10 protein-coding genes are annotated in these 16,441 nt (G+C 36.1%); 3 read left to right on the forward strand and 7 right to left on the reverse strand.

What is annotated here, in order from left to right; all coding sequences use genetic code 11:
- Nucleotides 1-112: 112 nt before the first annotated feature.
- Nucleotides 113-1,990: a CRTAC1 family protein gene (locus tag CWS31_RS06420; RefSeq protein WP_101344342.1), complete on the reverse strand. Its 1,878-nt coding sequence runs from the start codon at nt 1,988-1,990 to the stop codon at nt 113-115.
- A gap of 246 nt (nt 1,991-2,236) precedes the next feature.
- On the opposite strand from CWS31_RS06420, the gene CWS31_RS06425 reads away from it, so the two are divergent.
- The 3 genes from CWS31_RS06425 to CWS31_RS06435 are packed head-to-tail and all read left to right on the forward strand — an operon-like array spanning nt 2,237 to nt 6,730.
- Complete coding sequence (locus tag CWS31_RS06425) at nt 2,237-3,133, forward strand: SMP-30/gluconolactonase/LRE family protein (RefSeq protein WP_101344343.1); 897 nt, start codon at nt 2,237-2,239, stop codon at nt 3,131-3,133.
- 28 nt (nt 3,134-3,161) lie between these two features.
- Nucleotides 3,162-5,576, forward strand: coding sequence for a beta-galactosidase (locus CWS31_RS06430; protein WP_101344344.1), 2,415 nt, complete (start codon nt 3,162-3,164; stop codon nt 5,574-5,576).
- A 53-nt stretch (nt 5,577-5,629) separates the two neighbouring features.
- Entirely contained in the window at nt 5,630-6,730 is a 1,101-nt protein-coding gene (locus CWS31_RS06435; RefSeq protein WP_101344345.1) for an SMP-30/gluconolactonase/LRE family protein, read from the forward strand.
- Between the two features lie 73 nt (nt 6,731-6,803).
- Here the strand turns inward: CWS31_RS06435 and CWS31_RS06440 are convergent, their stop codons facing one another.
- From CWS31_RS06440 to CWS31_RS06465, 6 genes are all read right to left on the reverse strand, one after another.
- Nucleotides 6,804-7,946 carry an SMP-30/gluconolactonase/LRE family protein gene (locus CWS31_RS06440; protein ID WP_101344346.1) on the reverse strand — a complete coding sequence of 381 codons (1,143 nt, stop codon included), beginning with the start codon at nt 7,944-7,946 and terminating at the stop codon, nt 6,804-6,806.
- A 161-nt stretch (nt 7,947-8,107) separates the two neighbouring features.
- A complete protein-coding gene (locus tag CWS31_RS06445) occupies nt 8,108-8,818 on the reverse strand; it encodes a DUF6445 family protein (protein ID WP_101344347.1) in 711 nt (236 codons plus the stop codon).
- Nucleotides 8,819-8,823: 5 nt separating this feature from the next.
- The gene (locus CWS31_RS06450; RefSeq protein WP_101344348.1) at nt 8,824-9,576 is read right to left on the reverse strand and encodes a hypothetical protein; all 753 of its coding nucleotides are present in this window, start codon (nt 9,574-9,576) and stop codon (nt 8,824-8,826) included.
- A 158-nt stretch (nt 9,577-9,734) separates the two neighbouring features.
- Entirely contained in the window at nt 9,735-10,724 is a 990-nt protein-coding gene (locus CWS31_RS06455; protein ID WP_148747692.1) for a family 16 glycosylhydrolase, read from the reverse strand.
- Nucleotides 10,725-10,901: 177 nt separating this feature from the next.
- Nucleotides 10,902-12,668, reverse strand: coding sequence for an Ig-like domain-containing protein (locus tag CWS31_RS06460; RefSeq protein WP_148747693.1), 1,767 nt, complete (start codon nt 12,666-12,668; stop codon nt 10,902-10,904).
- A 131-nt stretch (nt 12,669-12,799) separates the two neighbouring features.
- Nucleotides 12,800-16,429 (reverse strand): TonB-dependent receptor, encoded by a 3,630-nt coding sequence (locus CWS31_RS06465; RefSeq protein WP_148747694.1) that lies wholly within the window; start codon nt 16,427-16,429, stop codon nt 12,800-12,802.
- Nucleotides 16,430-16,441: the final 12 nt, after the last annotated feature.

Below are 16,441 nucleotides of genomic sequence, written 5' to 3' on the forward strand. Positions count from 1 at the left end.
TAAATTAAGAATGATAATAAACAAAAACGCATAATACTCTTATGAGTATCATGCGTTTAAAATCGTTTTAGCTATTAATCAATTAACCCAAGCTGTAAATTAACTTAATAAATTAAAACGTTACCTTATACAACTGGTTGGCTTTTATTATATCGGTAGAGAAGTTTTCGCCATTTGGCCAGTTTACTTCAACATTTTCCACTGAGTCACAATCGCCTAAACCAAAATGAATAATATTATCGCGACTTTGGGAGTATAAAGCACTTGATGAACCAAGCCTTCTTACTTGTGATTTATCGCAAGCTTTAACAGTTATTATTGCTCCAATTGGCGAAACACCGTTTGCTGAATTTTTCACTTCAATTTCAATGTAATTATTATCATTTTCCCAAGAGTTTTTAAACAAATGCCACTTGCCACGATCGTTAGCAAAAATTATATCTAACTTACCGTCTTGGTCATAATCTAATGTTTCCGCTCCTAGCCCGATAGCACCTAATTCAGTAGAAATAATATTATGTGATAAAGACTTCTTGAAAATAGAACCTTCTTGGTTTAACCAAAGAGTTTGTTGGTTTTGTGTTGCTAAGTTACCTCTTTCAACAATAAAAATATCTTGAAAGCCATTATTATCATAATCGCCCACGGCAGCAGCATTACTTTGACTTAACTCTCCAAGTCCTAGCTTCTCTGTAACATCAATAAATTTGCCGTTATTATTTTCAAGTAATATATTAGCCATTCCCTGATCATGTTTATAGGCTGGGTAACTTTGAACACCGTGAATAACCCCTGTTGTTGGTGACCAAGTATTACCGGCTACGCGCCATGTATCGTTACCAATATAACCTACGTATATACCTTTTTTATCAAGCTTATCTGGCCAACCAAGTGCATTACTGTTGACTAGGCGAATGTCTTGCCCTTGGTGATATTCACTTGGATGTTCATATTTATAGCCGCTTTCCCCAATATATATATCTTGCATAGGCCATTGCGATTGATAGTTTTCTAAATCAAAAATATCACCAATCACTAAATCTTCAAATTCGAAAGGACCTCGACTTGTGTAAAAAGCAAATGTTTGGCTTGCTTCATCATAGAAGGTTTCACCAATATTTAGTTCTTTTCCTGTTGTTAAAAATAAGTCAAAATCACCATCATTGTCGTAATCTATTTCTGAAATACTAGTAACATCAAGCAAATCTTCGCTTAACCATTTATCCGTTACATCGTCAAAGGTTAAGTCGCCATTACCTTGATGCATAGTAATACGTGCATTGCCATATAAGATAAAGTCACTAATCTTGTCGTTGTTGAAATCAGTCACCAGTAATTTTTGGCCGTCTTTCATTGTTTTAGGCAAACGTGAAGATAATGCTAATTGACCTTTTCCATCATTTTTGTACGAAATACTAGGAATGTTTTTTTCATTTTTATTACCAGGAAAACCTAGTAACAACAAATCTAACTCACCATTATTATTGCCATCATAAAATTTAGATGTTCTGCCCCGCATAAACTCAAGTGGCTCATCAAATTCTTTACCTTCAGTAATATTTCTTTGATTATCGATATGAAAAAGTTTGGCATTTCTTGAGTTATCACCCGAGCCACCACCTCGTGATACTAATATGTCAGTAATACCATCTTTATTAAAATCGCCTACTGCAATCCCATGCGTATCGCCCATCAGCAAATCGTAACCTTTACCGTATTTGCCTTTATTATTCCAATATAGCTTTATTGAAAAACCATGATCGGTTAATAATAAGTCTTGATAACCATCGTCATCTAAATCAGCAATTACCGCATTATCCCATTTTCTTCGGTTAGCATTTTCTAACTTAATATCATTGGTTGCTTCACTAAAGTGTGTGATAGGAGACGACTCAACGGTCTTCGGCGCTTTTGAGCTCGAACATGACATAGTCATAAAACCTGTGGCCAATAATATTGCGCTTGAAATATATTTTTTATTGTAAATCATGAAAAAACCTTTAGTTGTAACTAATACCAATTCCACAAAGTTATTGCTCAGAGCAATATTATAAGCTTCATAGAATATTTAAGATTTATTAAAAAGCAGTCGGTAGATAAATTACTTGCACTGCCATTACTTAAACATCATACTAATGCATACTTAATACGAATAAAAGGATTTTTTCTTTTATTCATCAATTAACCATACTATTAACCATACTATTAACATTCATTATTTATTAGCGATTCAAACATGACTTTAATATTAGATAAAAAATTTGACCTTAACTGTGGACTAGCCGAAGGCTGTGTTTGGTCTGCCATTGATAATGCTTTTTATTGGGTCGACATAGTTAAATCTCACCTATATAAATACTCCCTCACCTATGATTCATTACAGTGTTTTAATACACCAGAGCAACCAGCGAATATAATGCTTACTCAATCTTCAGGCTTATTATTAGTATCGCTTTTTGATGGTTTGTATCTATTTGATGTATCGAAAGAAAGTTGGCAGTTATGGTTGGATGTTGAACCTAACAAAACCCTACGGATCAATGACGGTTGTGTTGATGTAAATGGTAATATTTGGCTAGGTACTATGTTAATGAGTCCTGATAAACAAGGCATTGAACATGACATGGGCAAGTATGGCCGCTTATTTAAAATATCACCAAACAAAGTCGCGACCATAGAAAAAGAAGTCATCGCAATTTTTAATTTAGCAACGTTTTCAATAGACAATAATAGCTTTTATTATGCTGATTCTTTTACCAATGAAATATATGCATGTGATTTTGACACCTCAACTTCTACTCTTTCAAATCAACACGTTTTTTGCAAACTAGATGACAAATATGGGCACCCAGACGGTGGAACAACTGATAGTGAAGGGTTTATATGGAGCGCTCGCTGGGACGGTAAAGGTATTGCGCGTATTTCACCAAACGGTGAGTTAGCACAATTTTATCCGTTGACTACTTCGCAAGTAACTAACGTATGTTTTGGCGGTGAAGATTTAAAAACGGTATTAGTGACAACAGCATCATTAACAAATGAAAGCGAAGCCGATGGCGGTAGTGTACAACTATTTCGTTGTGATGTTGCAGGAAGCCTGCCCAACATTGTTCCTATATCTCTAAATAGCTAATAGCTAATAGCTAATAGCTTGAAAAATTATGAATCAATTAATGAATGCGTTAACAAATTTTTGTTTAGTCATTTTTTTCAGTTTGTTTAGCTGTTATGTTCAGTCGAGTCAGGCTAATCAAACTGAGGTTCAAAAAAATATTCAAGTTGAAATTCAAGCTAATATATTAGAAAAAGTAGCCCAATTAAAAAGCCTAATAACAACCGCAGAATTTGCTCATATTGATGTGAGTCGTGAGAAGATGACGGTTCACCTAACAAGCTTATTTATTGATTGGGCAATTTGGGACGAAAATAATGTAGCTAAGAACATACCTTATTATCTCGACCACCCTGTGTATAAAAAAAATGCTCAGCAACTTGCAGAAACATTGCCTGACTTTCAACGTAAATCCTTAATTATCGTTTTAGAGCAAGCCATTGAAGAGTTACAGCAAGTAATTTCTGGCGCTATTTCACGAAAACCGGTACCCGTAATAAATTGGAATACGGTAGAAATTATTGATAACCAGTTCATTGATAATGGCAAACCTGTATTTTTAGGTACCTACACATGGAAAACAGACAATACATTATCTAATCAATATTTTGGCAACTTAAATAGTGCCTATATTGCTCCATCAATGATTGTTAATAAAGAATTAGTAATTAATGAGAACAAATACCTGAAAATAAAAAGAGATATCGACCAACGTATTGGTCAAGTATTTGTTTCACATAGTTCAATACCGCAATGGCCTTCAGAGCTAGACCCTAACTTTAACGTAGGCAAGCGACTTTTTAGCGACTATGACATTGATAATCCATTAGCAAAAATCTTATTTTCAACACTCTTTAAAAATTACGTACCGTTATTTAAAGATAAAAGATCTTCACAATTAGGTTATATGCTATTTAATGAGCCGAGCTTTTTTACACAAGCTGATAGTTGGAATAATGGCCCAGTTTCGGCATACACCAAAGCTAAGTTTAAAGTGTGGCTCAAAAATAAACACCAATCAATTGAGCAATTAAATACCCTTTGGCACAGTGATTTTGAAAGTTTTGATACACTTGATGTTGAAGTTCCTATGCAAGCAGAGTTACGAGGGTCACCTGTTTGGTTTGACTGGATGCGCTTTAATCAATACCGCGTAACACAATGGTTTACTTTTTTAGATAGCGAAATCAAAAAATACGATTCGCACGCTAAAAACCATATAAAACTTATGCCATGGTTGTGGAATACAGATACCCGTGATCACGGTCTCGATTTTGAGTCACTATTAGAAATAACCGATGTTATTGGTTTTGATGCTAATTCTCAATACAGTAGCTTTAGGGGCGTACAGCCTTATGAAGCTGACTATAGTTTTGATTGGCAAAGTATGGCAATGTCATTCGATTTTTTCAGCTCAATTCAACCAGAACAATTATTATGGGATTCAGAGAACCATTTTTTTAATAATGTAAAATTTCAAGAACGTGATCTAGATCCCGATTATGTTCGCTCTATATATTGGTTAGCCTCAACCCACGGTTTGGCTGGCGCTTCAACATGGTTATGGGGACGTAATCATGATGGTTCAATTATTAACCGTAAAAAACAAAACTCCGAATATATTACCGAAGTTACCCACCAACCTATTGGTTTCCATTCATTAACTCGTACCTTGATGGACATAAACGCAAATGGTGCAGACATTCAGTTACTAAGAAAAGCACCAAAATCAATACGAATTTTCTATTCAGAAACTAGTGCTATTAACCAAACTGATTATATGACAGCAATTAGAGAAACGTATAGATCATTATATTTTGAAGGGACAGCTTTAGGTTTTGCAACCGAAAAAATCATTAATAATCAAGAGAATGACTGGCAAGTTATCGTTATTACAAATACCCCTAATGTTACAACAAAAGAGCTACAATCGCTCACACGATTCGCGCAAGACGGCGGTACCCTTTTAATTGACAATAACAGCTTATTATTTGATGAATATAATCAAAAGCATGATAAAGCTAGCTATCCAACAGGAAAAAATGTATTTCCGTTAACAAACTTAGAAAATGTTACCGCACAAGTAAATAGCATTTTGTTGAGTAAAGGAAAATCGCCAGTGGTTGTGTTAACAGAATTAACGACTGACTCGACAAATAAAAGTTCTTATAAAAGTGATTCTTATAAACATAATGATGACAATTTTAGTGAAAATGATAGCAACAACGACAATGCGGTTAGTAAATCGCACAAAACGTTAACGTGGAGAATTGCACAGAAAAATACTAAAACTTCTATTGTTTCCATTGTTAATACTGGTCATCAAGACAAGATGTTTTATTTAAAAAGCGCAAAGCCAAATCGCTCTATTAGCATTCTTAATTTGCACACAGGTAATGAAGAAAGTTCTCTGATGAAAATTGGTAAAAGGAAAACCCTCTTACTAGAAGTGACTAATAACTAATAAAAAACCATCAATAATATTTAACTTATAACAAATAACAAGAGCAATTATCTATGAAAAACAATCAGACTAATAAATTGGGGCTAAGCCTATTAACAACATTACTACTAACTGCCATTTATGGCTGTAGTACTACCTCTAAAACAGAAGTAAACTCTCAAATAACCAATGATGATGGCGTAATAGTAAGCCAAACAACACAGTTAGACAGTGCAAAATTATTTGCCAAGCTTCCTAATAGTTGCCCTACTCCAGATGGCTTAGCTATTGCGCCTGACGGCTCTTTAACCCTAGCCTGTACCAATTACGCTAACAAGGGTAATAAACCCGGAATATTGTTATCAATTTCATCAACAGGCGATATTTCAACTATTGGTGAAACCCAAGGGGTGAAAAAAGGCGGTATAGGTCGACCAATGGGGATTGCTTATGCTCCAGATGGTTCATTATATGTTTGTGATAGCGGACGTATTCTTCGACTTACCTTTAAAGACGGCCATATAGCAACAACTGAAGTGGTTGCTCGCGGTTTAACGCAAGTTAATGGTATTAGAATTCATAATGGTTCTGTTTACGTAAGCTTATTGCAAATGAAGAAAATAAAATCTAAAAACTTAACTAGTGGCATTTATCAATTTTCTTTAGATGATCGTAATATAGCCGTGACCAGTACCGAAAAAGATAAACAACTACTTTTCAAAACAGAAACCAAAAATCCTGAACGTCAATTTGGTTTAGATGGCTTAGTCTTTGATAAAAAGGGTTATTTATATACAGGGAACTTTGGCGATGGTGAAATATACCGCTTAACATTAACTGATGACGGTAAACAAGTTATCGATAAAGAAATCTATGCCCAGTTACCTAAAGATACAGGCTTAGATGGTATAACCATTGACAACAACGGTAATCTTTATGTTGCCGGTTTTTTAAAGAATCAAATAGTAAAAGTAGCTACTGATAAGAGTGTAACTGTACTTGCTCAGTACCCAGATAATAACGGCAGTAATGGTGAACTTGACCAACCATCTGAGGTGATTGTTTATGGTGATAAATTAGTGGTGTCTAACTTTGATCTAATGGGCGGTAAAGGCATAGTTAATACCAAGCATAGCGCCCCTTACACCCTTTCTTATATTGATTTAAGCAACTAGTCATAAACAACAAACCAGTTACTAGGTTATGAGGAATTATTTTCATAACCTAGTTAAGCTTTATTTTGTTATCTTATTTAATTGGAACACTGAGTAAATAATCATCCGCGGTAATAAATAGGGTTTTCTCATCGCTGGTAAAAGTACAGTTTGAAGTGGCTAATCCTGTTTTTATTTTGGCAAGTACTTTTCCTTCAGGATCGAATAACCACACACCACCCGGACCTGTCGCAAATACTACTCCACTAGAATGCACTGCCATACCATCGGGCAAGCCTTGTTGTTCAGGTTGTCCTATTAAATGTTGAGCATTAAAAAATTCTCGTTTATTGGTTAACGAACCATTCTCTTGTACGTCATAAGCAAACCATGCCGAGGCACTTTTGTCTGAAACCGATATATATAAGGTTTTATCGTCAGGAGATAAAGCAATACCATTTGGCACGGTTAACGTGTCGTCAACAAGGGTTAATTTACCGTCAACCGATAAACGGTACACACCGGCAAAAGGAGTTTGTTGTACTCTCTTCTCTCTGGTTAAAGGCTTTTTATAATGTTTTTCAATGAGCTTTTTTTCTTGGCTCGTATTATTTGTCTCAAAAATAACATCTAAACCGATCACAGGATCGGTAAAATACAAGTTACCTTGCCGATCAAATACTCCGTCATTAGTACCGTTTAAACGCATGCCTTGGTAATTATTAACTAGGGTAGTAAAACGAGCTTCTGGCTTGTTAAGAGGTGCTTGCATAAGTGACACTTGACGCTCACCAGTTTGTAACAACACGAGTTGATTATCTTGATTTATTAATAAACCATTTGAGCCAGGTCCCTTGTTAGATGGCTCGATAAAACCAGTGTTCTCAAGATAGATTTCATTACCATGTTCAACAGAAAATTTTCGAATAAGGTTTTTAGGGATATCGCTGAACAACAAATAACTGCCATCATCAACCCATACAGGCCCTTCTGCCCAACTAAAGCCACTACCTCTTACGCTTACTTGGGCATTTTTATCAAGAAGTTGGAGAGCTTCACCTTGGTAGATTTCAATTGATCCAATCGTTTCATTGCTATTAGGTAAAGTAAAAGGAGGTTTTTTTTCAGTTGCATCACTTATCGATTGAGTAAGAGATTGAGTGGATGATTGACAGGCGGTGATTAATAAAGTTGATGCTATAAGTATTATACACTTATGGGTAAAATTTTTGTTCATAGGTAAAGGCCTTATTGAATTATTGCTTATACACCCACTATAAATAACCAAGTACTACCAAGTAAAAGCTAACAAGAGCAAAGACGGTAATATTGATAGTGGTAGATGTAAATTTAAGTAATGATTATTCGTTGCAATTGATTAGCTAACCCGATCTCGGGTTAGCTAAATTGAATAAAGAAATTGGAAGAAAGTCGTCCAGTTTTGGGGCTTGAACAAACATCTCGTTGAGGATTATCAATAAAAGCAGAGTGCAAAATGGTACTCGGGTATATCACTAAGCGATTAGGTTTATAATCAATTTTTTTAATTAATTCATAATGTTCTGTTGATTCGGTAATATATTGCCTTTCGGGGTTACCATGCTCATTAATATAGTGCTGAGCAGATTGTAAATAAAGTGATTTTCGCTCTGCGGTTATATTTTCAAAGCCGGTAGGTTTGTGGCGATAAAACCCTGTACCGCCGAAATCCCCCTCATTTAAATAATGCAATAAAGCAAAGTTTAATGCCTTAGTGTTATCATAATGTGGAATACATTGTAGTAAATCTAACTCATGCGCCTTTTTAGTAACTAATGAATAACTACCATTTTGTGGAAATAAAGTTAAGTGATTTGGCACGTTAAATATTTTATAAAATATTGCTGCGGTATTTTTCAATAAAGCCATGCCATAATCACGTCCTACTGGTGCTCTTACCCCTGGGTAATAATCCCCAACACTAGCTTTGTCACTTTCATAAGAAAGCTTATTAGCTTCATCAATAGCTGCACTGTAGTCTAGCATGAAGTTATCAACAACAAAAACAGGCGTGTTTTCATTGCCAATAATATAAGCTTGTTGGGTTAAATTAGGGTTAAGTGCAAACATATGAATTATTTCGTTGCTTTGTCGGTTAAAGTAAAGTGCTTTCCGAATTTTTCACTGACAGGTTCATTTTCCCCCGTTGGAGCAAGAAAAACGACCCAAGCGTAGTTACCTATAGGAAAGTCAGCCTTTAAGTTACTCAATGGTAAAGACATATTTCCGGGCTCTACTACAGGTAGTTTAAATGCGCCATGCTCTTTCCAGTTATCGCTATCAAGTAATTTAATATGTAAATCTCTTGGTTCAGTGATTTCAAATTGAATAACTAAATTTGCCTCTTGTGTGCCAATAATTTTCTTTGGCCATTTTACAAAGTTAATTTTATCTTGATTGCTGAAGCTAATTTGTTTGATATATTCAGGTTTATTGATTACCTCAAAATTAAAAGGAGTGGCTTGGTCGATACGATCACTCCAGTTTTTTCCTTTCGGCGTCAAATAAGAAACAACACGATATTTCCCTGGCTTTAAATCATCTATTTCTACTTCAAAGTGATATTTTCCAGACTGTTTTATGCGTTTCATAGTTCTGTTGATTGGGTTTGATCCATCTACAGTTTGTATAACAACATGTAAATCACGGGTTTTATTAACTTCTAGTTCAACATAAACCGTTGGTGATTGTTGATAGCCAATAATTTCGGTTGCGGTTAAGTTGATAAAACCTTCATCGGCATAAACATTAGACAAATAAAAAGCTGCTAAAAAATATGTAACGTATTTAAAAAGTTTTAACGTTTTATTTATGATTATATTATTCATGGTAGACCTACTAATTTAATAAATTTATGAATTATTATTGAAATAGACAATTCAACGATTAATTATTTTTAATAAACCTTTCCTTTTGTTTTTTACTTTTATCAACTGATTAGAAATATTGTAATTAAATTCATAACCAGTTGATTATCCTTATATCCTTAAGGCTTTTTCTTATAGACTCTGACCCAATCAACTTGCATTGCACTAGGATAGCCTTCGGCTGTTGCGCTTTTTGGCACAGTACAACGATCAAGTCCTTTTGGACAGTTGTTGTAAGTTACATGAGGATATCTAAGTCCTAAAGATAGCGTGACATGCATTGGTAAATGCCAGTATAAATTTGGTTTTTGAGCAACTTTTTTACCATCGATATACCAAGTGACAGTGTCAGGGGTTACTTCAGCACCGTAGATATGAAAGTCATCTCTTGCGTCAAAGTCAGCATGTATTTTATTCTGCGTTAATTCTGGGTACTTTCCAGGACGCTTCCAGATCTCTTTGCCACCTTCAATCACACGGGTGTGTAAATTCATATCAATAATATTTGCGCCGTCATGGCTTTTAGTCTCGTTATCCCATTCGGCTTGTTGCAATTCAACAATATCTACTTCTGAATAGGTAACTTCACCTTCATTTTTTCCTTTCAGTCCCATTTTTTGAATTTCTTCATTAAGACTATAAATCCAAAACGCGGGGCTTGAGCCTGGAAAGGTTGGAATGCCTTTCATACGGGTTTCGTAATATCCATAAATTTGATGTCCCTTTGAGCGTAAAATGCCAGAGGTATAAAAAAGTTCGACATCAACCTTACGGCCGCCGTCTTTCCATGCATGTCGTATGGCGTTATGCGGTTCATAACTAAGGGCGATATTTAAATTCCCCGCTTGTTGAGACACGTTGTCTTTATCCCAAGACCAAGGCCCCCAATTATTACTGATGTTATTCCATTTAGTTAAATTGATAGCATCTTGGTTAAATTCATCTGATAACGCTTCTACATAAACCCATTGTGATAAATCAGCATCGTTTATGGTTGGTTTAATGGCTGGCTTAATGGTTTTACTTTGAGCTATTTCATTTGTTTGGCAGGCCGTTAGTCCCGTTAATAATACGGAACCTAGTAACAACACTTTAACATTATTTTTCATGCTTGTTCCTTTAAAATGATAGAGCTATTTAACTATTCTTTTAAGTGCTTTTTAAGAGTTTTTAAAATGCCTTTTAAGTATGCACCCTATAAAAAAGCCATCTGAGAAAGATGGCTTTTTATTATTTTACGATTTATAGGTAAGAATTTTATCTAATTTATTAGATGAAATATTAATCTATTGCGTTATTTCAACAATAGAAGCTTCATCGATAATAATACTTTGCCCAGCCTCTAAACCTTCTACTTGCCAACGTTGCATAACCGAAGTACCTGTGTTCCATATTGATGGGACAGTCCAGATTTTTGTGTCCGATTCTTGGTCTATAAACTCAACTAATTGCCATTCCGTTGTAGGTTTAAGGGTTGCTGATAAAATACCTGCACCTGACATACGACCATCATAACCATTTGCACCTGCAGGAATACCTTCATAAATCCAAGCAATGTTAAAGATAGAAAGTTCAACTTCTACGTCAGTAGCTGGTGCTTGTTCTAACTTAGCCCAAACCGTGTAGCTGAATTTTCTACCTACATCACCAGTACCGTAGTTACTTGAATACCAGTTACGTTGGTTATTCCAAACTTCCTGTCCAGTTTGAACTGCTGTCCCATCATTACTGGTAATTTGAACCGCTTTACCTGATAATTGTGTTGGCGCCTCTGTAACTGAACCATTGCCTGGTGAAGTATATGCTCCGCCCTCAAGGTTTAACAAAAAGTCAGTAAGCCAGCCGTCTGGATTATCTGATGTACCTGGGTTACAACTTGAGTTATCAACCGCAGTTACCGCAATAGTTTGTGGTGATATAGCATCTAATGGTGTTGTACCTGTATCACCTGTAGCAAGCTCTACTGTTAAGTCAGCAGTTTCACCGATGATTAACGAGTTAGTAAAACGACCAATAGCACCAAATCCGCCATCACTATCAGACGCTGCCAATACCAAGTTAGTATTGCTTGATGTCCAATCATAAGTATAAGCACCCGTTAAACCAGTACCTTTAGGAATAACATCAAGACCTGTGTGAACACATGTAGGTACTAATTTAGTACCTAATGGCGCACCGAGTTCATTATATCTTTGATTGGTTACTTCTAAGGTAAAATCAGATGTTACATTAACAATGGCTGTACTAGTTAACTCACTATTTTCATCACTTGTAACGGTAATATTAGTTTCACCAACATTTTTACCGGTAATTTCACCTGCAGCATCTACTTCTGCAATGGCAGTATCAACAATGCTATACGTTAATTTGTTATTACAGGCATAAGCCGGTACGGTAGCAGCTAATACTTGCCCTGTTCCACCTACAGGTACTGAAACATCAGATGCTACAACAGCCTTAACAGGATCAGTATTAGCGTTAATTGTTAATTTTAGTGTTCTTGTTGGCTTTTCAACACCTAATTCATACTCGTAACCGTTATCAATTAAATATGTTATATCGTAAGAGATTGACTCGGGGAAATCTTTTTTCCCATCTGCTACAGCATTACCATCAGCATCTGTGCCACCTCTAACGTCTGTGTCATCACACATGCGTAACGATTCAGCGAACATATCAGTATCAATAAATAATACGTTAGCGTTACTGCCTTCATTTGACACATTAAACGGTGAAGCGGGTTGGTTTGGTACATTAACAACAACTTGAGGCGTCACAAAACTTGGATCAGATACTGTAAATAAAAAGTCTCTGACGTACACAGATTTATCAACACTACCAACGGGAACACCATTAACAGTAGCCCCCGCTAATAAGTCAACTTCCATTAAGCCTGTTTCTTCATTAAACGATACTTCTATAGGCTCTTGAGGGAATAACACCGGATGATCAGCGCTAAAATTATAATCGTAACCACCTTCATTACCACAGCCAGCTAATGAAGCTGAAATTATGCTCATTAATATTGTATTTTTTAGTAAGTTAGTTTTCATCTTACTTCTCCAATTTATTACTTGATTAAATAATTACTTAATCAAAGATATTATTATTTAGATACTAGACTTTATGAGCAATGCAGTACGATTGCACTGCAAAGCTCGTGTCCCATAATAGAATGTTTGCGCTAGAATGTTGCTCGTACACCGAAACGGAATTGACGTCCTGTTTTATAAACAGATACCGTTCTATCAGTGGTTACACCGTTATCAAATGCACTCCCTTCATTCATAACAATTGCACCGTCCTCGTTTCTCGTATCGTAACTTGTATAGAAGTCACGACGCGTATCATCGGTTAGGTTAGCTACTTGGAAGGTTATACTAAAGATTTCGTTAATAGCGTAACTAGAACTAAAATCAAGTCTATTAGATGACTCTTGCCATACAGCACCACCAAGTAAACCGTCATCAACTAATTGTAAACCGGTATAACGGTTTGCTAAGCGTAAACTAAGGCCAGCATACTCATAAAATATCGTCGCGTTACCTGAGTGCTCTGGTGTATATGCTTGCGGTAAAGGCTGAGTGAAAATACCTGTGGTACCAATTTCTTCAGTCTCTTTTTCTGACTGTTGGTAAGTATAGTTAAAACTTGCACCTAAACCTGCCCAAACACCTGGTAAGAAATCATAGTTTTGGGTATACGTTAACTCTAAACCTTTAATTTCTGCACCTTTACCATTTTTGATAATATCGATACTGGCGGTATGACATTGAACTTTCCAATCAGCTGATTGTGTGCCACCAACATAACGTTGTGGGGAACAATTATCGGCATCACCTGGCACACGATTTTCGTCGTAATCAAGTAACAAATCTGAATTTGATAAAGTGTAGTCTGAACGAACATCTTTATATTGAAATGGCGTAGTAACACTTTCTTCAAAGTTAGTCATGTCTTTATAAAAGAATGCTGCAGATATTAGACCTGATTCATTAAAGTACCATTCATAAGATAAATCTAAGTTGTTAGATTCAAGCGGCTCTAAATTAACATTACCAGCGGTACCTTCAGCCGTTGCCCCCCAAATATTTTCATTAATTTCCATTCTAGGATTTAATGAGTCAAATTGTGGTCTTGACATGGTTTTTGATACTGCAAAACGACCAATCATGTCTTCATTAATGGCATAATTTAAGTTTAAGCTAGGTAACAATAAAGATACTGAATTGCTGCCACTTGAAGGAGCTTCACGACGGCTTGATGAGTCAACATTACCATTTGGACCCGTCCACGATGTAGATAAGTCTAGGTATTGCCATACATCACCAGCTTGGTTGAAGTTTCTGTGATTACTACCTACAACATCAACTAAATTACCATTAATATCCATGATTTGGTTAGGTAATGGGGTTAAACCATTAATTATTGGTACAGGTCCCGTATAATCAATATTGGTTAAGTTGTTAGTGCTCATGCCACCAGGTAATACCCATTGGCCATTAACATAAGGCGTCGTAGCATCCTTCGTGTAATCGTAACCATGGGTAATAGCCCAATCCCAACATCCGGATAGTTGATCGGCATTGGTTGCACCATAGCGTGTATCTGGTGCGCCTGTATCTGGGTTAGTTGCTGCAATTGGATCTGGACAGTAATCTGAGCCTTCGATATTACCTAAAGCACGCGTTACTAATAAATCATATGGGTCAAGTAAGTGCGGGTTACGGTAGTAGTTAATACCACCTACGCCTGAGGCAGTATTTTTATCTTTAACATAGCGTAAACCAATATTACCAGTTAATCGGCTGTCAAAGCCTTCAAAATTAACTTGAACATACGCAGCGTTAGTTTCAGTTTCAATTTCACGGGTACCGAGAGAGTTTACATTAACCCCAACGGTGCCTGGATCTTTACCTGAAAACTCAGCAATAGCTTTATTAGCATCAAGCATTGCCCAACCAGCAAAAAAAGCTGCATCGCGGTTACTAACTAAATCTTCACCGAAGTTATCATAAGGGAATTGTTCCCCAGATAACATATCAACAATTCCGATTGACCCCATACCTACTGTGGCATAGTCAATATTAGGGTCACTACGGTCAATTAGCGTTGTACCATTGTTGATTGTTTGGTTTTGAGTATGTACATCTTTAACACGTTTAGCGTATTTAACACCAAATTGTACAGAGCTGATATTATCTAAAGCTTCAATATCCCAAGTAAAGTCCAATTTAGCTTGAACATTGCTATCTTCCTGATCGTTATCTCTAAAAGTTAATCCACCTAAGTGATTAGCTTCTAAATCATATGGATTAAAACGACTGGTAGCCGAAGTGACACTACCGTCAAATGGATCTATAACAGCAGATGTTTCACCCATTTCATAAACACAATCGCCATTAGTTCCAGTACAGTTATAACCGATAGGTTCAATAATATCAGCAGGCATATTATCAATTAAAGATTGACCTGTGGTATTCCATGTTGCGGTAGTTAAACCAACAAAATCAATTGTTTTGTCCTCAGTACCAGAATAACCAGTTGAAAAATTCATGCTAAATGTATCAGTAAAACGATGATCAGCAGTAAATGACATAACATTAGTGGTTAATTCACGCTCGCCTTGGTTTCGCGCAAAGTTACCTGATGAACCTCTACTATAAGATTCATCTAACGTATTGGTTTCTAAATTCACACCATTCCAAGCTGTTACCGGATCATTTGATGACACACCATTAAGTGGTGCAAAATTTAATCGGAAGTTGTTGTATTCTGTATCAATAGTTTGCTTTGTATGAGTTAAATCTAACTGCAAGTTTGTATCTAAACCTGGCTCCCATTCTAAACCAGTAGATACTGAGAAACGCTTACGATCGTTATTACTCGAAGAAATATCAGTGAAGTTACGTGCTAAAACATTTAGAGGGCCATTAACAGCAATTTGTGTGTCTGGGTCCCAACTTGACAAATCTGCCGTTGTTTGACCTTCACCTAAGACACGAATTGCTTTACCAGAAGCAAGATCATGGGCTGTTCGGCCATTAGGTGCATCAAGATCTGCAATTGAAATAGTACTATCATTCCAGTCAGTATTTAATCTATCTTCACGAGTTTTTTGATTATCTTGTGAAACAGTTAAAACAAAACCGAAAGTATCGTCAAAATATTTATCAGCAAAACTTGCATTCACACGTCCGTCAAATTCTTCAGAAAAGTCATTATAACGACCTTCAAGACCAACAGTACGACGAGGTGCACCCAACGATAATGGTTTAACTGTGCGTAATACAACGCTTGCACCTAATGAACCTTCTTCTTGCTCTGCTGATGAAGTTTTGATTACATCAATTGAAGAAAGTATATCAGAAGAAAATGAACTTAAATCAACACTTTGACTAGCTGAAGGATCAGACCCATCACCAGACAAACCACTAGTTAATGCTACACCATTTAAAGAGATCTGGTTTAAACTTGGTCCAGCACCACGTACAGAAATACGTGTTCCCTCTCCATTTTCTTCTTGAATGTTAACACCAGTAACACGCGATAACGCGTCAGCTATATTTTGGTCTGTAGATTTACCAACATCTTCAGCAAAAACAGAATCACTTACACTGTCTGAAAAGCGTTTATTGTTAACGGCTTTTTGTAAACTACCTCTAAAGCCAGTAACCTCAATCACTTCAACTTTCTGTTCATTCTCTTTTATATCTTTATTATCAGTCTGTTCATCTTGAGCGTAAATTGGCGTTGCAAAAAGCGTTGCCAAAACCGCTGCAGAAATTGCTGATCGTTTAAAGTTATGATTCATAGATCCCCCTGT

The organism is Colwellia echini (assembly GCF_002843355.2).
Classification (GTDB): domain Bacteria; phylum Pseudomonadota; class Gammaproteobacteria; order Enterobacterales; family Alteromonadaceae; genus Colwellia; species Colwellia echini.